The following is an 18,222-nucleotide window of genomic DNA, read 5'->3' as shown; positions in this document are numbered from 1 at the left end:
GCATGATAAAATAGACGCAATATCTAAACTTGGAGGTCATGTGTGATGGCAAAAGAAAGCTCATTTGACATTGTATCGAAGGTTGAACTGCCTGAAGTGCAAAACGCTGTTCAAGCAGCACTGAAAGAAATTAAAAACCGTTATGATTTTAAAGGAAGTAAAAGTGATATTTCTCTCGAAAAAGAAGAGCTTGTCCTCATTTCTGATGATGACTTCAAACTTGAGCAGCTAAAAGATGTACTTGTGACAAAGCTGATCAAACGAAATGTTCCAACTAAAAACATCGATTACGGAAAAACTGAGCATGCCCTAGGCGGTACAGTACGCCAGCGTGCGAAGCTGATCAGCGGGATTGATCAAGACAACGCCAAAAAGATCAACGCGCTTATCAAGCAGTCTGGCATCAAAGTGAAATCACAATTTCAGGATGACCAAGTGCGTGTGACAGGGAAAAATAAAGATGATTTACAAGAGGTGATTTCTCTTATGCGCAAGGCTGATTTACCGATTGATGTCCAATTTATAAATTTTCGATAAATTTCAAATTTTCCATTGATTATTTCTGCATTTTTCGTTACAGTTGATGGAAGTTCAATTCATTGACATGTTCATATTGCTTTCTTATCAAGAGAGGCAGAGGGACTGGCCCTGTGAAGCCTCAGCAACCGGTGTAGTAGAAATCTATTTTCTATGACCAAGGTGCTAAATCCAGCAAGCAACTGCTTGGAAGATAAGGAGAAGAATTACGATATAGCCAAAAAGTCTTCTTCTTATCAGAAGGCTTTTTTTGTTACATAGAAATAAGGAGGAATACAATGGGCCTATTACAAGACTTACAAAACCGCGTACTGATAGCTGACGGAGCGATGGGAACACTTTTATACTCTTACGGCATTGACCGCTGCTTTGAAGAATTAAATTTATCGAAAGAGGATGAAGTGAAACGCGTGCACGAAGCATATGTGCAGGCAGGCGCTGACATCATCCAAACGAACACATACGGTGCGAATTATATTAAACTATCCCGCTACGGCTTAGAGGAAGAAACGAAACGCATCAATACAAAAGCGGTACAAATTGCAAAAGCAGCCGCAGGCTCTGCTTATGTACTCGGAACAATTGGCGGCATTCGAACGTTTAACAAAAATGCTTACTCTATAGAAGAAATCAAACGAAGCTTTAGAGAGCAGCTGTACATCCTATTAAATGAAGAGCCTGACGGAATATTGCTTGAAACATATTATGATATAGAAGAAGCGAAGGCTGTTCTCCAAATTGCCCGCAAAGAAACGACTCTTCCGATTGTCATGAACGTCTCAATGCATGAACAAGGCGTTTTGCAGGATGGTACCCCCCTGAAGGATGGTTTATCTGAGTTATCATCTCTTGGTGCAGATGTTGTCGGCATCAACTGCCGGCTGGGCCCTTATCACATGATTCAGGCACTCGAAGGCGTTCCACTTTTGGAAAATTCGCATTTATCTGTCTATCCTAACAGCAGTCTCCCCTCTCTTGAAGCAGGCAGACTCGTCTATGATACCGATAACGATTATTTCCGAAAAAGTGCACTTGAATTTAGAAATCAGGGCGCACGTATTATCGGAGGCTGCTGCGGAACAACACCTCAGCATATTAGCGCAATGGCTGAAGCGGTCAAAGATTTAGCACCGATCACTGAAAAAGAAGTGAAGGTGTTAAAAGAAGAAATCATTTCCATCCAAGATCAGCGCACTGAGCCAGGTCTTGATGAGCTGGCTGTGAAAAAACGATCGATTATCGTAGAGCTTGATCCTCCGAAGAAGCTGAACTTCGAAAAATTTCTCGTTGCTGCAAATGAATTAAAGAATGCTGGCATTGATGCATTGACGTTAGCCGATAATTCTCTTGCGACTCCGCGCATTAGCAATGTCGCTTGCGGCGCATTATTAAAGCAGCAGCTCGATATGCGTTCTCTTGTTCATATCACATGCCGCGACCGTAATTTGATTGGGCTTCAATCTCATTTAATGGGGCTCGACACCCTTGGATTAACCGATATTTTAGCGATCACAGGCGATCCATCTAAAATTGGAGACTTCCCAGGTGCAACATCTGTGTATGATTTAACCTCCTTTGATTTGATTCGTCTTATCAAACAGTTTAACGAAGGCCTTTCTTTCTCAGGAAAGCCCCTTGGCAAAAAGACCAATTTTTCAGTGGCTGGCGCGTTTAACCCAAATGTGCGCCATATTGATAAAGCGGTGAAACGTCTTGAGAAAAAAATCGAATACGGTGCTGATTATTTTATTTCACAGCCTGTTTATTCTGAGGAACAGCTTGTGAAAATTCATGAGGAAAGCCGCCACTTGGATAAACCGATTTATATCGGCATTATGCCGTTAACAAGCAGCCGAAATGCAGAGTTTATTCATCACGAAATTCCAGGCATCAAATTATCTGATTCTATTCGTGACATTATGGCTAAGGCTGGCGAGGATAAAGAAAAGCAGCGAGCAGAAGGCTTAGCGATTGCCCGCTCTTTATTAGATACAGCCTGCGAATTGTTTAATGGCATTTATTTAATTACTCCTTTCCTTCGATCAGATTTAACAGCAGAACTGACCACCTACATCCATCAGAAAGAAAAGGAGTCTAACGTCCATGTCAACTATCACTGAACAGCTCAAAAAACGCATCCTCGTCCTTGATGGGGCAATGGGCACAATGATTCAAAACGCCAACCTGACAGCAGAGGACTTTGGCGGAGAAGAGTATGAGGGCTGTAACGAGTATTTGAATGTGACAGCCCCTCACATCATCTCTAAGATCCATAGGGAGTACCTTGAAGCAAGTGCTGACCTCATTGAAACAAATACGTTCGGCGCGACAAAGCTCGTCCTTGACGAATATGGGCTTGGGCACCTTGCCTATGAACTCAATGTTCGAGCTGCGCAGCTGGCAAAGGCAGAAGCTGACCGTTTCTCCACACCAGAAAAGCCTCGTTTTGTTGTAGGCGCAATGGGCCCGACAACGAAAACATTATCTGTAACAGGCGGCACAACCTTCAGTGAGCTCGTCAGAAATTATGAAGAGCAGGCCCGCGCCCTGATTGACGGAAAGTGTGATGCCCTTCTTTTAGAAACAAGCCAAGATATGCTGAATGTAAAAGCTGGATTCAAAGGGATTCAGGAAGCCTTTCAGCAGACGGGCATCCAATTACCACTCATGGTATCAGGAACGATTGAACCGATGGGCACCACCCTTGCTGGTCAGGATATTGAAGCCTTTTATATCTCTCTTGAGCATATGAAACCAATCAGTGTGGGCCTTAACTGTGCGACTGGTCCAGAATTTATGACAGACCACATCCGCACGCTCTCCTCCATTGCAAAGTCAGCGGTGAGCTGCTATCCGAATGCTGGTCTCCCAGATGAAGAAGGCCAATATCACGAATCCCCTGCCTCTCTTGCTAAAAAAATCGCCGCCTTTGCTAAGGAAGGCTGGTTAAATATTGTCGGCGGCTGCTGCGGGACTACACCTGCGCATATTCAAGCATTGTCAGATGAAGTACGCACGCTTCAGCCGCGTCATATCAACCGCGAATCACCGCAGCATACCGTATCAGGAATTGAGCCTCTTATTTATGAGGATTCGATGCGTCCTCTTTTTGTAGGCGAACGGACCAATGTCATTGGTTCTCGCAAATTCAAACGGCTCATTGCGGAACAAAAGTTTGAAGAAGCAGCAGAAATTGCTCGTGCTCAAGTGAAAAATGGCGCTCACGTCGTTGATGTGTGTCTCGCCGATCCAGACCGTGATGAGGCAGCAGACATGGAAGGCTTTTTACAAGAAGCCATGAAAAAGGTGAAAGCCCCTTTTGTCATTGATTCAACGGATAAACACGTGATTGAAAAGGCACTCACCTACTCTCAAGGGAAAGCCATCATCAATTCCATCAACCTTGAGGATGGCGAGGAACGCTTTGAAGAGATTCTTCCTCTTGTGAAGCTATATGGCGGTGCACTCGTTGTTGGCACGATTGATGAAATAGGAATGGCGGTGACAGCAGAACGAAAGCTTGAAATTGCTGTACGTTCTCACGATTTACTAACAAAGAAATATGGTATTCCCGCAAGTGACATCATTTTTGATCCGCTTGTCTTTCCCGTAGGCACTGGAGACGAGCAATATATTGGCGCCGCTGAAGAAACGATCAAAGGCATTAAAATGATTAAGGAAACCCTGCCTGAGTGCCTCACCATTTTAGGCATCAGCAACGTATCTTTCGGACTTCCGCCTGTTGGCAGAGAAATCTTAAATGCCGTCTATTTGTATCACTGCGTGCAAGCAGGGCTTGACTATGCCATTGTCAATACAGAAAAGCTTGAACGCTTCGCTTCCATTCCAAAGGAAGAAATCAAACTAGCTGAAACCTTGCTTTATGAAACAAATGATCAAACACTGGCTGAATTCACCCAATTTTACCGCGGCAAAAAGAAAACGGAGAAAAAACCAAAGATCTCCTTATCACTTGATGAAAGGCTGGCGCTCTATGTCGTCGAGGGAACGAAAGAAGGTCTCATCGATGACCTATCCCTTGCTTTGGAGCAATATGAATCGCCGCTTCATATCATCAATGGCCCGTTAATGCAGGGAATGGCTGAAGTTGGTCGTCTTTTTAATCAAAACGAATTGATTGTAGCCGAAGTGCTTCAATCGGCTGAGGTCATGAAAGCATCTGTTTCGTTTCTTGAGCAATATATGGAAAAGCAGCATGCGAGCGGGAAAGGAAAGATTCTACTTGCGACCGTAAAAGGAGATGTCCATGATATCGGGAAAAACCTCGTCGACATCATTTTGAGCAATAACGGCTTTCAGGTGGTCGACCTCGGCATCAAGGTGACACCTCAAACATTGATTGAAGCTGTGCAAAAGGAAAAACCAGATATGATTGGATTATCAGGCTTACTTGTAAAATCCGCACAGCAAATGGTACTAACCGCTCAAGATTTACAAAAAGCCAATATTTCTGTTCCTATTTTGGTCGGCGGTGCTGCCCTTTCTCGTAAATTTACGAAAATGAAAATTTCGCCTCATTATGATGGACCTGTTCTTTATGCAAAAGATGCGATGGACGGACTATCATTAGCCAATGAGTTAAAAGCGAATCCTCTTCAATTTCAAACAAAACCAAAAGAAGAGCCAGCGGCACCTTTCAAGGAAAAAGAAGGAAAGCAGCCGAAAGCTGTCATAGAATTACTAGAAAAACGCGCAGCACTCCCGAAGGCACCGGTATTTACGCCAGAAAATACCGCACGCCATTATGTGAGAGACATCGATTTGCATCATATTATGCCTTATGTGAATGAACAAATGCTTATTGGTCATCATCTCGGCTTAAAGGGAAAGATCAAAACCTTATTAGCTGAAAAGCACCCAAAAGCATTGGAATTAAAACAGCTTGTCACAGATCTTCTAAACGAAGGCAGAGAGAAAAACTGGTTTGCGCCAGCATTTGTGTATCAATTCTTCCCTGCCAGTTCAGACGGAAATGATTTGCATATTTATGATCCCGAAGAGCCTGACCGCATCATTGAAACGTTCCAATTTCCAAGGCAGGAGAAGCTCCCGTACCGCTCCATTTCTGATTATGTACGGAAAAGTGATGAAAACGAGAAAGATTATATTGCCTTATTCGCCGTCACAGCCGGCGCGCGTATACGCGAGGTCGCGCAGCAATTTAAGCAGGAAGGAGATTATTTAAAAATGCATGCTGTCCAAGCTCTGGCACTTGAGCTTGCAGAAGGATTAGCTGAAAGAGCCCACCAAGTGATTCGTGACAAATGGGGATTCCCTGACCCAGTCGATTTTACAATGGAAAAACGATTCCAAGCGAAATATCAAGGGCAGCGCTATTCCTTTGGTTATCCAGCGTGTCCAAATCTTGAGGATCAAGAAAAGCTGTTCAAGCTGCTTCAGCCTGAAAAAATCGGCATCCATCTGACAGAAGGATTCATGATGGAACCTGAAGCATCTGTTTCAGCGATCGTCGTTTCCCACCCTGATGCTCGATATTTTAATGTTCATTAAGACTGGCCCCTCCGTCATTGGGGGTTCTTTTTTCATACACGCTGAGAGGAAAAGGATCTTCCTTTTCCTTTTTCTTATGCCTTCATATGGTACGATACATATAGATGAAATCAGCTAAGAAGGAGTTGCGTGTATTGGAAAACGTTGTACAACGAACTTTAACACTTGATGACATACCCGATCTTATCGCATTGTCAAAAGAGGTCGACTGGCCTGATTACAATGCGGATGAGCTTACATCTCTTTTAACAAACGGATATTTTACAGGTTTTTCAACAACAGATGGACAAGTGATCTCATGTGCAGGACTTTTCCAATATGATAAAGCAGCATCAATTGGTGCCGTTATTGTATCTGAGACACATCGCGGCTTAGGCCTTGCACGGAAAATGATTGACACCCTGCTTCGCAGAAGCGATCAAAGCGTTCCTGTCGTTTTAACCGCTACTGTACAAGGACAGCCCGTTTACGAAAAAATTGGATTTCAAACGGCCGGCTACATTCATACATACAAAGCACAGACCACGAATCCAGCGGCTTTTCGTGTGTCAGGCGGGATTCACCTTTCTCCTGCTGATGGAGCAGACCTTCCGTCTATTGAAGCACTTGACGAAAAAGGTGCAGGCACCAATCGATCAAGCTTTATAAGAAAGCGAATGGAACGAGCATCGTTCCGGCTGATTGCAAAGAATGAGCACCATGAAACAACTGGATTTGCCTTTGGCATCGAAACCCCTGCTAATCTAATGATTGGACCGCTTACAGCAAACGATGAACAAACCGCTCTCTCGCTCATCCAATCACTCATCTCGTCTTATTCAGGCGCAATTCGTTTAGATATGCAGGAAGAAACTGCTGAACGCCTGCATGAAACACTTGTTGAAGCAGGATTTACAAAAACAAACGTAGCGCATTTTATGATGATTCGCGGGAAAGAAAAACTGAATGATCCCGCCCTTTTCTATTTCCTTGCCTCTCAAGCATTTTCTTAAAAAACAAACAAGCTGTAGACACTTGATGTCTACAGCTTTTCTATTACTTCTCCCCAACTGACGAAAGAACATGAGCGAGTGCATTTGTGACCTTCCCATGCTCTGATGCATGCGGGCGGTCATCTCCATCTCCATAGCCATAATCAATCATTCGATTTCGATTTAAGCAAAGCTTTGTCAGCTTCGGCTGGAATAGATCAAATAATTCAAAACGGTCTTTTAGCTGCGGGAATTGATTTTGATACTGCTGAATTTCTTCAGCAAGCAAACGCCAAAGAGTCGTTTCATCTAACAGATTGTGATTGTCTAATACGTTGGATACATAACGCAGATTGCAAATAAATAGTCCTGTAAAGATAAATTGCACCAGACCTTCTGGCGGCTCACTGCGCAGCACTTCTCTTAAATCTTCTTCTAGTGAAGCTAATTCAGGCAGCGGCTGGTCACTTATATTCACATCATCAACGAAATCTTTGATCGCCAAACGATGCGGCTGATGATTTTTTAATACAAGAATCGTATTTTGCCCATGCGGTGAAAAGACTGTGCCGTATTGATACATGAAGTGCAGCAGCGGCGGCATCACGACATGGAAAAACTTCGCCATCCATTCTTTTGCTGAGAGACCTGATTTTTCAATCAGCTGCTTGATATACGGCTCTCCTTCATGATCCTCATAAGTAAGTGCCGCAAGTGTAACAGGGCTCTCCCCTTCATCTAAGTACGTATAAATGCTTTCTCTAAAAATGACACCGAGCATCTCAAGATATTGATACGGCGCACCAGGCAGTTTGCTGTAGTATGGATGATCGACATTGATACTTGCATTCTCACCTGGTAAAATGACGCGGCACACATCAGATAAAAATGAGTCTTGATCAGCAATCCCTTTAATATGCGCTGTAATGCGCGGGGCAATAACCGTACGTTCTGATGGGAGTCCACGGTACACGAGCGTATTTAAAATACTCATTGGCAGTTTAATATGATGCTTGCCTTTATTTGAGATATTTGTAAAGGTTCTGATCGACTGCTGCGGGATATATTGATCCAGCCCCTCTCCCAAATACACAATCCGGCGCAAGGCCAAATCTTCCGGGAAATGCTGAATAATCATATGCGTCCACTGCCACTTATGGACAGGCATCATATAATAGTCAGCCGCATTCAGTCCTTCATCTTTTAATACGCGCTGAAATTGACGAATCGTGACTTCATCTAATTCTTTAGCGATCACCTGCTCATAGTTTTCATGATCGACTGCATGGAATGTCGCAAGCTCTCTATGTACAGCAATCCAAGACAGCTGCACACATTCTTGACGTTCTGGTGCATAGGCTAAGTAATCATCGTAGCTGAATCCTATACGCCCTTTGTTATACACAATCCAAGGATGGCCTGTCATTTCTCCTTCAATCCATGCATAATCCGTATCTGTTAGCTCATCCGCACGAAGTGCTTTTTTCGACAGCAAATGGACATCGGCTAACAAAGTATGGTGAAGCTCTTTGATAAGATGGCCTGTTGTGTCAGAGGACATTGGAATGATCGGCTGAATGTCTAGTAAAAACACAATGGCACTGACATCCTTTGACCATTTTCCATCTTGACAGCACTCAATTGATTCAGCGATTGTATCAAAACTATCAAACAATCGAGGTTTTGCCAGATAACGATATTTCTTATGTTCATGAATGATTAATTCATACTGCGCGATGCCATCCTTACAATCCAGTTCTACGGGATGAAGCATGTCCTCATACATGTATTCAGACAGCATTTTCGCCACCATTCGCTGGTTTGCCTTTTTCCAAGCAGCAGGATTCACCGCTTTTTTCAATTCATCTTGTACACTCATCGCTTCATCCTCCTTAACCTTTGATTTCTTCAAATGTGTGTGCGTTCTTGTGTGTACCAAATGTCTGGAAGACGTGCTTTTGATAAAGTGGATACACGGTTTGACGAGCAAGTTCATTGATGATCACACTGTTTCGATAAGCCCCCAGCCCCAAATCTGGAGCGCCGACCCCATGTGTATGAAGCTCTGCATTTTGTACAAAAATATCATTTTCACCCATCGTATTTGTTTTCAAACGATATTCACGTTCAACTTGGAAACGTCCTTGATCATCCCATTGAATGTGATGAGAAATAGGGTTGATAAATGGCGGCAGAACTGATTGATAGCCAGTCGCCAATACGACAATATCCGTCTCATGTGTAAAGGATTCTTCCTTGACCCATTGCGTGCAGGAAAGTGATAATCCGCCCGCTGTTTCCTCAATCAAGTTGACCTCCGTCATGGCCTGAAGCACTGTATTCAGCTGCTTTCCGCAGGCAGAACGTTCATAAAGCAAATGATAAATATCACGAATCATCGCCGAACTGATGCCTTTATACAGCAAATCTTGCTGTTTTAATAACGCATCCTTTTTTGTTTGCGGAAGCTCATAAAAGAAATCAATATAGTCAGGGGAGAAATACTCAAGTCCAAGGTTTGAATATTCCATTGGGAAAAATCCTTTTGACCGTGTGAACCAGTGAATATCCTTCGCTTCATCATCTGATAAAATGTCATAAAACACTTCTGCCGCACTTTGACCAGAGCCGATAACTGTCACAGATTTCCCTTTGAAACAGCCTTCTTTCTTTCGTTTTAAATAGTCAGCTGAGTGAAAAACCTTCTCTCCTAAAGCTGGCTGGAGCGATGCGGGTATCGCCGGCTGCGTGCCAATTCCTAAGACGAGATGTTTGCTTTCAAACACCTCTACAGTTTCATCCTTTACATGACGGACATGCACTTCATACCGCTTTTCCCCTGCCTTTTCGATCAGTGAGACAGATTCGACATTCATGCCGAATCGGCAAGAGTCTAACTGGTCAGCGACCCAGCGGCAATAATGACTGTATTCCTTGCGCGGGATATGGAAGTCTTCTAGAAAGTAAAATGAATACAAACGGTTTTGTTCCTGCAAATAGTTGAGGAAGCTATATTTGCTTTTCACATCTGCCATGCTGACAAGGTCCGCTAAAAATGGGACTTGCAGTGTTGTCCCTTCAATGAGCATCCCTGGGTGCCAGTGAAAGGCTTCACTTCTTTCAAAAAACAAAGCGTCGATTTCATTTACCTCTTCAGATAATGCGGCAAGCCCGAGGTTAAACGGGCCAATGCCGATCCCAATTACATCCACTATATTATTTTGCTTGTTGAACCGCGTCATGGTTATACTTCCTTTCGAATCGTTCTCGATCACAAAACATCAAAAGACCTGTTTTATCGGGTAAAGTGACTGGTTTCACACGTTCGAAGCCGCATTTTTCAAATACATGAATCATTTTTTCATTGCGAATATCCGGCTCAGCAACGATTTTTTCTGTTCGTTTGTTCTGCTCAAATTGAAATGCTGTCATTGCCTGAAGGAGCGGCGCAGCAAATCCTTTTCCCACATAATCCGGCTCCCCTATTAACAGGTGGATGCCTTGATCATGCGGAGAAGGCTCATAGTAGGATTCAATGATATCCCCTTTGACGTTGTAAGCCTCAAAATAACTCATTGGCGTCCCATCAATCGTGCCTAAATAAAGGGTTTGATGCGGATCATGTATGGCCTGATAAAAATGCTTTTCAAAAGCAGGAAATGGAATATTCAAATGCCAAAATGGGTGAACGTACTCTTCTTGCATCCACTTATGGACAAGCTGGACATCTCTTTCATATTCAGCACGAATAAACCTGATGCGATGCCTCATCCAATCAGCGCCTCCTTATGTAAAAAGAGCGGATTCAAGACAGCCGTGTAACGAGATTGTGTTTCCAGAGATCCGGTCAGCTCATCCATATCTTCAAATCGTGTCAGCAAATTCGCTTTTGAAGGAAGTTCTTTTGAGCGGAGAAGGCTGTTAGTCAGATCAGATGCTCCGTACGTCTCCTCATGAGCGAGTAATGTATCTCTCACAAGTGCCAGCAAGTCTTCTTCCTTTGCTAATCCTTCCGTGCCAAAGCCATTAATGAGACCAAATAAATGATTAAAGAAGAAATAATAACGGAGTCTCTCAACGGCTACATCATCCGCACAAATGGTTTCACTTCTTACGCTCAAGTTTTGAACTAGATTCGCGAGCTTATCCTTTTTCGATTCACTATAATAGTAGCCTTGGTTGTCACGGTAATAGAAGGTCTCTGGATAACCATCCTTCATTTGCACAACAGCATTTTGCTGATGGGCCTCGAGTGCAAGACCATACGTTTCAAACAGCCAGAGCATCGGCTTTAACGAAATAGTCAAATATTGTTTAAACCAATCTTGGCTGACCGCTTCTGTTGACCTGCCTTCTGCGTCTGCAAGTTTATGAATAATTCCTGCTAATCTCGATTTTCCTCCGTACGCATGATCCTGACACAGCCCAGCAATTAAGCTTGCGCCTTTTTCACGATGCAAGAATGGATTTTGACGAATGACCACTTCAAAGCCAGATTCCGTTTCATCTCCTCGAATAGAGAGATATGCAGGATCTTCAATGACCCGGAATCCAGAGAATTTTTCATATAAAGAAACGCCTAATTCTGTTTTTAAGATGCGGGACATCTCTACTCCTCGATCCAGTTCCTTTTGTTTATTGATGCGTAACGAGTTTGTAATTTTCACAGGAACAGAGAATTTGAGCATGTAAGCAGAATCCTTTTGATAGACCGTTCTAAAGGATGAGGTCGCTGTGTATTCAGACCCGAGCGGTCCTAAATAAGTCAGTTTCCCCTCCTCTATATAACGCTTCACGAATGCCTTCTCCATGACCACTTTGACTTGCAGCGGATGAATCGGAATGAGCACATATTCTCCGTTTTCTGTTAACCTATTCAGCCTCTCTGTTTCTTCTGGCACCTGACGCGAAAGCTCTTCTAACATGAGATTTGCCGCAGATTGTGAAATAGACGAATCCTGAAGCACAATCGAATGGTGCGCTTTAAAGTAATGAAGCTGGAAAGCTCCTTTCAGCTCAGGAGAATAGACGGCTTCCTCTTCTTCTGTCATCCCTTGTCTGCTTTTTGGTGTAGGATGTGTTAAATGGCCAAGGAGAAGTGACTGCTCAGCCTCGATGTACTCAAAATCAGCTTGAGATAAAGCAGCTTGATCACTTTCTCTCTCCTTTAAGAATCGTTCAATATTTCGGCAGCTTAAAATGATGCGAAGCATGAATTCATCCTCTGCATCTGTGCGGCCATATGCAATGAGAAGCTCCTTTGAACATAAAGCAACAAGTGTCGTGTAATCGACGACCGTTCCCTCTTTTTCGCTGCCACTTGGACGAAAGCGAATCGGAAAATCAAAGAGATGGCGGCCTACAGATGAAAAATATCGGATCGGAATCACAAGCTCAAGGTCTTGCTTTGCTAGTTTTGCCACGAATACAAGCGAACCATCTGCTTTCGTCTCTTTTTTTGCAGATCGATCGATTCCTGTTTCACGTAAAAAACAGTTTAAAAAGCTTTGCATAGTTGCATTTTCAGCCATTTGTTTATATTGACTCAACGTAGTACCCTCCCGGATTGAATATGAGCGATCCCGATATCAACGATGTTAGAAAGGATTTCCTCAATATGTGTGATTGTCGTTCTCGGATTTAACAAAGTGAATTTTAAGCATGTTTGACCATCCACCACTGTTTTCGCAATGACAGCAGTTCCTGATTTGAATAACGTTCGATGGATGATTCTATTGATGTCATCCGCCCCCTTAAATCGAAACACAACTGCATTGATTTCTGGTTCAGGATTGATCACTTCAAGGTGATCATTTCTCTCGATAAGCGCAGCCACATCCTTCGCAAAATCAATGGTATGGTCAATAATGTCACCAAACCCTTCCTCCCCAATCAGACGAAGAGAAAGAAGCAATTTCAGTACGTCGAACCGGCGCGTCGTTTGGACAGATTTATGGACAAGATGTAGTATTCCATCCAGTTCATCTTCTTTTGGATTAAGATAATCTGCATGATAATTGATCAAGCCGAAATGTCTCTTATCCTTCAGCAAAAATGCCCCGCAAGAGATCGGCTGATAAAATTGTTTATGAAAGTCAATCGTGATGGAATCAGCAAGCTCAACACCGTCTAATTTATCTCGATAGTTTTCACTTAATACAAGCGCTCCACCATAGGCAGCATCTGCATGAATCCACAGACCATATGGCTTGACGATGTCATACACATTTCGAACCGGGTCAATACTGCCAAAATCAGTTGTCCCGCAAGTCGCCACTACCGCAAAAGGCAGAAGATCCTGTTCCTTTAACTCAACAAGTTTCTTCTTCAAATCGTTGAGGTCCATGCGGTGATGCTCATCTGTCTCTACTAGAACAACTGCCTGCTCCCCTAAGCCTAGCTGGGATGCAGATTTTTTCACAGTAAAGTGAGCATTCTTAGAGCAAAGAATTCTCATGCGGTGAGCCTCACTCGGCAAGCCTTTCTGCTGAACATTCCATTGCCATGTGTTTTCACAAAATGCATCTCTTGCAAGAAGCAGTCCCATGTAGTTAGATTGGGTGCCACCGCTCGTAAATGTCCCATCTGCTAGATTTCCATAAGAAAACTTCGCACATAGCCACTTTAAAATTTCCTCCTCAACCAAAGATGCAATACCGCTTTGATCGAAGGAATCCATTGATTGGTTAAAGGAGCTTACCATCACCTCTGCGGCAAGAGCAGGTATGAGCGGCGGGCAATGCAAATGTGCCAAGCATTTAGGATGCGATACATCAACGAGATGCGGCAAAAGATGCTGCTTTATATCTTGAAAGACAGATTCCATTGATTCGCCAGACGGTTGAAACTGAAATAAGGATTCGACACTAGCCGCTAATTTCCCAGGCAATATTCCGCTGTATGGTCCTTGGTCTTTTTGCCACTGATCCAGTAAGCTGTCGATAGATGTATGAAGAGCCGCTCGGAAGGACTCTCTTCCAAGCTGGCTTTGATTGATAAATAATGAATCCACAGGAGCTTTAGTTGATTGCATCGTAAACGGCCTCTTTGAAAATGGCGATGACTTGTTCAAGCTGTTCTTCTGTCATGATCAATGGCGGTAAGAATCGAATGACGCTACCGAAACGGCCTCCTGTCTCTACAATTAAGCCTTTGTCGAAGCAATTCTTTTGAATAAGACTTGCTAGCTCAGGATTTGCTGGATAACTTCCATCCACATCCTGCTTTTCATTTGGATTGACAATTTCAGCACCAATCATTAATCCTCTTCCTCGAACATCACCGATAGCAGGTACATTTTTTTGAATGTCTTTTAAATAAGCCTGCATGCGATTCCCTAACTGGTCTACATGATCAAGCAGATTGGTTTCTTTTATAAATTTAAGCGTAGCAGTTCCTGCAGCCATCGCCATTTGATTTCCTCTAAATGTGCCAATGTGTGCACCTGGATTCCATTGATCCAAATCTTGATCATAAATCACAACTGAAAGTGGCAGGCTTCCACCAATGGCTTTAGATAATACAATAACGTCTGGCACAATTCCTGCATGTTCAAAGGCAAACATCTTACCTGTTCGGCCAATGCCTGATTGAACCTCATCGATAATGAGCGGAATCCCTTTTTCTTTTGTGATTCTTCTCATTTCTTTTATCCATTCAATAGATGCTGGAATTGAGCCTCCCTCCCCTTGCACAGCTTCAAAGATCATACCTGCTGGCGGAAGAATACCACTTTCAGGATCATTTAATACACGCTCAATATAAGAACTGGAAATACGGTGTGAATCTTTCCCGCCAATACCAAATGGGCAGCGATATTCATATGGATAAGGCATGAAATGCACATCTGGAATTAACCCTTGCACTCTTTCCTTTGGAGACAAATTTCCGCTTAATGACATCGTGCCATGTGTCGCACCGTGATAAGCACCGTGGAAAGAAAGAATGGAACGATTACCTGTCGCTGTCTTGACTAATTTAATCGCAGCTTCTATGGCATCACCGCCAGTTGGTCCACAAAATTGAATTTTTGCTCTCTTTGCAAACTCTTCTGGCAGGTGAGAAAAAATTTCATTCACAAACTCTTCTTTAATTTCTGAGGTTATGTCCAACGTATGCAATGGTCTTTTTTCATGAAGCATACGTTCAATAGCTTCTATAACAACCGGATGATTGTGACCAAGTGCAAGTGTTCCTGCGCCTGCCAGACAGTCATAAAACTCTCTGCCATCTGCATCTGTCACGATCATACCCTCGGCTTTTTGCATGGCTAATGGGAACCGTCTCGGGTAAGACCTTGCATTAGATTCTCTTTGACTTTGCTGCTCTAAAAATTGCTGATTTTTAGAAACGGTTTTGATGGACATAATAAAACACTCCTCCAATTGATAAAGATTATCATTTTCATTTATTAGCCTAGAGGATGTGAGATAGGAAAGTCAATTGTATTCAAAAAGATGATTCAAAAAGCATATGAATGCAATTTTCTCTTTTTAATGAGTATTTTCGAGTAATTTTTACAAACCTTACTGCCATAAGGAGATGGAACGCATGAGACGATTTGATATTGAAAAAAATTACAAATCATTCTTCCTGGTTCTTTTGTTCTATTCAACTCAAAGCGCTCATTTTATGAAGAAATTTGGATGAAATGAAGGTAGAAAATTGAAGAAGTAACATCATTTTTTCTTGATATAAATGGTTTGGATGGTATAATTTCTCTGAAACACAAAGGAATGGAGGGGAATTTGATGATTTTTACAAAGCACGATCTTCACCATTACTTAACGCAGGATAAGAAAGCATTAGCGATTACGCGCAGAAGACCAAAGTGGTTTGGGGACGATATATGGAAATATCAAAGGTATTTACGAAAATATGAATACTATTCTAATAGCGGCGCTCTACTGCGCAAATGGTTTTATCGCTATTTACATAAAAAGAAAGGCATGCAGCTTGGCTTTGATATTCCGATTGGCGTCTTTGGCCCCGGCCTTAGAATCAATCATAGTGGTCTCTTAATTGTGAATAAGCACGCAAAAATTGGGGCATTTTGTGATATTCATCAAGGGGTGAATATTGGCCAAAACCATTCCGAAAAGGATGTACCAACCATTGGAGATCACGTATGGGTTGGCCCCGGTGCTAAGCTGTTTGGAGACATTTACATTGCAAATCATATTTCAATCGGAGCAAATGCCGTGGTGAATCGTTCCTTTCATGAAGAGCAGATCGTCATTGCTGGTGTACCGGCTCAAAAGGTAAAAGAAAAAGGCCCTTCTTCATGAAGGCGCCTGATAAAAAAGAATAACACCGATCAAAACAGAGATGAGCAGCATGAGATAAAACAAGATGGTTAAAATCAAGATCGTCCAGCCCAGCCCCTTCCTCTCTGTCTTGATCAAATAAATACCAAGTACGATGGTGCTAAATAGCACGCCTAAAACAGCCCACAGCCATTTGTCTTTGTTATGTTTTGGCGCATCAAACCATAAATAGATGGCAACAGCAAGTGAAACGAATAGACCCGTTAATCTCATATTTAAATTCCCCCTTATGTAAAAAAACACATTTTCTATTATTCGCTTGAAAAACCGATTTTTTTCAGTTTATTCAAACATACAATACTTTTGTCCTAAAATATTTTATCATTGTTCCGCGGAAGGCTTCTCCATTCTTCTCTCAACATTCCGTAGCGCATTGAATCATAATAAACCCCTTGATAATAACGGACCTTTCTCAGTCTCCCCTCAAGGATAAATCCGCAATTCTCTGCGCACCGCATCATCCGTTCATTCCCTGACCAAGTTGTTAAACCAATTCGAGGGATATCAATATGCGTAAATAACACATCAATCCAAAGATTTAATGCCTTTGTCCCAATACCCCCGTTCCAAAAGCGTGAATCATAAATGATAATGCCGCATTCAAGCCACCTCGTACGTTCATTCTCCCAATAATATGATACGGTGCCTTTGATATCACCATCTATTTCAATGCCATATAGCTTTTGAGGAATGGATTCTTCCTGTAAGTACCGTTTCTTAAATGCAGCAAGCGGGATTTCGTGTTCATAAAAATAAGGGGCATTCCATTTTCGATAGGACTGGTCTGATGCTTTAAATTTTAAATGCCACACCGTTTCTAAGTCCGTTTCGGTTAATGGACGTATGTTCACAAGCTCTTCCTTTTCTTTTTTCATCTGTTCACGTTCCTTTACTTTGTCGTTCTTTTTGCTAAATGACGGTACTCGATCGGCGTCATGCCTTCATTTTGCCGAAACAGCTTAGAAAAATAAGTAGGGTCGTCAATACCTACATGATCTGCAATGGCAGCGATTTTTTCATTCGTTGAGGCCAGCATGCTTTTGGCTTTTTCGATTTTGAGTCGATGGCTGTACTGGTTTGGCGTCAATCCATACACCGTCTGCATACATCTTGTCATGTAATCAGGATGATAGTGCAGTTTCTCTGCAAGCTGCTCCATGTGTAATTTCTCCATAAAGTGATGCTCAAGATAATGAACCACTTCTGATGCGACAGTCTCCTTTGCACTTGGAATATGGAATGCTTCCTTTTGCAGGTGAATGAGCATTTCCTCAAATAATAGCTGTTTTTTCAGCGGAAGTTCAGATGCATCATGATTTAGTGCTCTCATCGCTGAAAGGTGTTTTTTTAACACACTTCGCCCTTTCACTTTTCCTAAACGGGGCAGACTAAATTCATAGGTTGCCGGCTTTTCGAAGGTCGCTTGATTTTGTTTCATATCAATCCAGTGTTCTCTCGGCCGGTTCGTCAGCTCAAATCGGTCAATTGAGAAATGCAGCCACTCATAGTGCGTTTCCTCTTCACATGGCAGATGTCCACCATGAGACAGGCCCGGTGAGAGAATCATATATTCACCTTCTTTTACATGAAAAGCCTCCTCGCCCTCTGTCATCCATAGTTCACCTTTTGTGACATAGAGCAGATCAAATACAGTGAAGGTTCTTGAGATATGTCTTTCTCCTTGATGAAATACCCCTTTACCTGAAGCAATATAAATAGGAAACGGCGGTACAGTAAATGTAATAAATCGATCCATATTCATCCCCTTATGAAGTCGGATTTCTCCAATAAGTTTCGGTTTCATCTCTTCTTATTATAGTCGATGCACGGTACACTATAAATCGGATTTATACGAA

At 42.6% G+C, this 18,222-nt stretch carries 14 protein-coding genes and 1 riboswitch; of the genes, 5 read left to right on the top strand and 9 right to left on the bottom strand.

Going from position 1 to position 18,222, the window contains the following annotated elements; translation table 11 throughout:
* The first annotated feature begins 45 nt into the window (after positions 1 to 45).
* The 4 genes from MHH65_RS05330 to MHH65_RS05315 all read left to right on the top strand — a co-directional run bounded on the left by MHH65_RS05330 (position 46) and on the right by MHH65_RS05315 (position 7,061).
* Positions 46 to 537: a YajQ family cyclic di-GMP-binding protein gene (locus MHH65_RS05330; RefSeq protein WP_012009527.1), complete on the top strand. Its 492-nt coding sequence runs from the start codon at positions 46 to 48 to the stop codon at positions 535 to 537.
* A gap of 81 nt (positions 538 to 618) precedes the next feature.
* A riboswitch (SAM riboswitch) is annotated at positions 619 to 737 on the top strand.
* Positions 738 to 815: 78 nt separating this feature from the next.
* Positions 816 to 2,657 (top strand): bifunctional homocysteine S-methyltransferase/methylenetetrahydrofolate reductase, encoded by a 1,842-nt coding sequence (locus MHH65_RS05325; protein ID WP_024426506.1) that lies wholly within the window; start codon positions 816 to 818, stop codon positions 2,655 to 2,657.
* Positions 2,641 to 6,069 carry a methionine synthase gene (metH, locus tag MHH65_RS05320; protein ID WP_098676802.1) on the top strand — a complete coding sequence of 1,143 codons (3,429 nt, stop codon included), beginning with the start codon at positions 2,641 to 2,643 and terminating at the stop codon, positions 6,067 to 6,069. Before MHH65_RS05325 ends, metH begins: the two co-directional genes overlap by 17 nt.
* A 134-nt stretch (positions 6,070 to 6,203) precedes the next feature.
* Positions 6,204 to 7,061 carry a GNAT family N-acetyltransferase gene (locus MHH65_RS05315; RefSeq protein WP_046310514.1) on the top strand — a complete coding sequence of 286 codons (858 nt, stop codon included), beginning with the start codon at positions 6,204 to 6,206 and terminating at the stop codon, positions 7,059 to 7,061.
* 43 nt (positions 7,062 to 7,104) lie between these two features.
* Here MHH65_RS05315 and MHH65_RS05310 read toward each other — a convergent pair whose 3' ends face one another.
* Genes MHH65_RS05310 through MHH65_RS05285 form a run of 6 tightly spaced genes read right to left on the bottom strand, consistent with a single transcriptional unit; the run spans position 7,105 to position 15,406 of the window.
* A complete protein-coding gene (locus tag MHH65_RS05310) occupies positions 7,105 to 8,919 on the bottom strand; it encodes an IucA/IucC family siderophore biosynthesis protein (protein WP_098676801.1) in 1,815 nt (604 codons plus the stop codon).
* Between the two features lie 13 nt (positions 8,920 to 8,932).
* A complete protein-coding gene (locus MHH65_RS05305) occupies positions 8,933 to 10,282 on the bottom strand; it encodes a lysine N(6)-hydroxylase/L-ornithine N(5)-oxygenase family protein (protein ID WP_268412985.1) in 1,350 nt (449 codons plus the stop codon).
* Entirely contained in the window at positions 10,257 to 10,811 is a 555-nt protein-coding gene (locus tag MHH65_RS05300; protein ID WP_024426511.1) for a GNAT family N-acetyltransferase, read from the bottom strand. The genes MHH65_RS05305 and MHH65_RS05300 overlap by 26 nt, the downstream gene beginning before the upstream one ends.
* Positions 10,808 to 12,589 carry an IucA/IucC family protein gene (locus tag MHH65_RS05295; RefSeq protein WP_024426512.1) on the bottom strand — a complete coding sequence of 594 codons (1,782 nt, stop codon included), beginning with the start codon at positions 12,587 to 12,589 and terminating at the stop codon, positions 10,808 to 10,810. The genes MHH65_RS05300 and MHH65_RS05295 overlap by 4 nt, the downstream gene beginning before the upstream one ends.
* Positions 12,586 to 14,073, bottom strand: coding sequence for an aspartate aminotransferase family protein (locus tag MHH65_RS05290; protein ID WP_335350984.1), 1,488 nt, complete (start codon positions 14,071 to 14,073; stop codon positions 12,586 to 12,588). The genes MHH65_RS05295 and MHH65_RS05290 overlap by 4 nt, the downstream gene beginning before the upstream one ends.
* Positions 14,060 to 15,406: an aspartate aminotransferase family protein gene (locus tag MHH65_RS05285; protein ID WP_024425084.1), complete on the bottom strand. Its 1,347-nt coding sequence runs from the start codon at positions 15,404 to 15,406 to the stop codon at positions 14,060 to 14,062. The genes MHH65_RS05290 and MHH65_RS05285 overlap by 14 nt, the downstream gene beginning before the upstream one ends.
* A gap of 384 nt (positions 15,407 to 15,790) precedes the next feature.
* Here MHH65_RS05285 and MHH65_RS05280 point away from each other — a divergent pair, with 384 nt between their 5' ends.
* Positions 15,791 to 16,327 (top strand): serine acetyltransferase, encoded by a 537-nt coding sequence (locus MHH65_RS05280; RefSeq protein WP_098676799.1) that lies wholly within the window; start codon positions 15,791 to 15,793, stop codon positions 16,325 to 16,327.
* Here the strand turns inward: MHH65_RS05280 and MHH65_RS05275 are convergent.
* From MHH65_RS05275 to MHH65_RS05265, 3 genes are all read right to left on the bottom strand, one after another.
* On the bottom strand, positions 16,322 to 16,579 hold the full coding sequence (locus MHH65_RS05275; protein WP_034282121.1) for a hypothetical protein: 258 nt from the start codon (positions 16,577 to 16,579) through the stop codon (positions 16,322 to 16,324). The two genes, MHH65_RS05280 and MHH65_RS05275, sit on opposite strands and share 6 nt — an antisense overlap.
* 95 nt (positions 16,580 to 16,674) lie before the next feature.
* Positions 16,675 to 17,241: a GNAT family protein gene (locus tag MHH65_RS05270; RefSeq protein WP_098676798.1), complete on the bottom strand. Its 567-nt coding sequence runs from the start codon at positions 17,239 to 17,241 to the stop codon at positions 16,675 to 16,677.
* 14 nt (positions 17,242 to 17,255) lie between these two features.
* Complete coding sequence (locus MHH65_RS05265; RefSeq protein WP_041117083.1) at positions 17,256 to 18,122, bottom strand: AraC family transcriptional regulator; 867 nt, start codon at positions 18,120 to 18,122, stop codon at positions 17,256 to 17,258.
* Positions 18,123 to 18,222: the final 100 nt, after the last annotated feature.

It is taken from the genome of Bacillus sp. FSL L8-0654 (assembly GCF_038629965.1).
Taxonomy (GTDB): Bacteria; Bacillota; Bacilli; order Bacillales; family Bacillaceae; genus Bacillus; species Bacillus safensis.
The sequence above is the reverse complement of the archived record's forward strand: the minus strand, read 5'-3'. Positions and strand labels throughout refer to the sequence as shown.

Coding starts and splice junctions, on each gene's coding strand:
- MHH65_RS05265 (WP_041117083.1), bottom strand. CDS start 18,122: ATGGATCGATTTATTACATTTACTGTACCGCCGTTTCCTATTTATATT.
- MHH65_RS05305 (WP_268412985.1), bottom strand. CDS start 10,282: ATGACGCGGTTCAACAAGCAAAATAATATAGTGGATGTAATTGGGATC.
- MHH65_RS05290 (WP_335350984.1), bottom strand. CDS start 14,073: ATGCAATCAACTAAAGCTCCTGTGGATTCATTATTTATCAATCAAAGC.
- MHH65_RS05270 (WP_098676798.1), bottom strand. CDS start 17,241: ATGAAAAAAGAAAAGGAAGAGCTTGTGAACATACGTCCATTAACCGAA.
- metH (WP_098676802.1), top strand. CDS start 2,641: ATGTCAACTATCACTGAACAGCTCAAAAAACGCATCCTCGTCCTTGAT.
- MHH65_RS05300 (WP_024426511.1), bottom strand. CDS start 10,811: ATGAGGCATCGCATCAGGTTTATTCGTGCTGAATATGAAAGAGATGTC.
- MHH65_RS05275 (WP_034282121.1), bottom strand. CDS start 16,579: ATGAGATTAACGGGTCTATTCGTTTCACTTGCTGTTGCCATCTATTTA.
- MHH65_RS05285 (WP_024425084.1), bottom strand. CDS start 15,406: ATGTCCATCAAAACCGTTTCTAAAAATCAGCAATTTTTAGAGCAGCAA.
- MHH65_RS05280 (WP_098676799.1), top strand. CDS start 15,791: ATGATTTTTACAAAGCACGATCTTCACCATTACTTAACGCAGGATAAG.
- MHH65_RS05310 (WP_098676801.1), bottom strand. CDS start 8,919: ATGAGTGTACAAGATGAATTGAAAAAAGCGGTGAATCCTGCTGCTTGG.
- MHH65_RS05330 (WP_012009527.1), top strand. CDS start 46: ATGGCAAAAGAAAGCTCATTTGACATTGTATCGAAGGTTGAACTGCCT.
- MHH65_RS05325 (WP_024426506.1), top strand. CDS start 816: ATGGGCCTATTACAAGACTTACAAAACCGCGTACTGATAGCTGACGGA.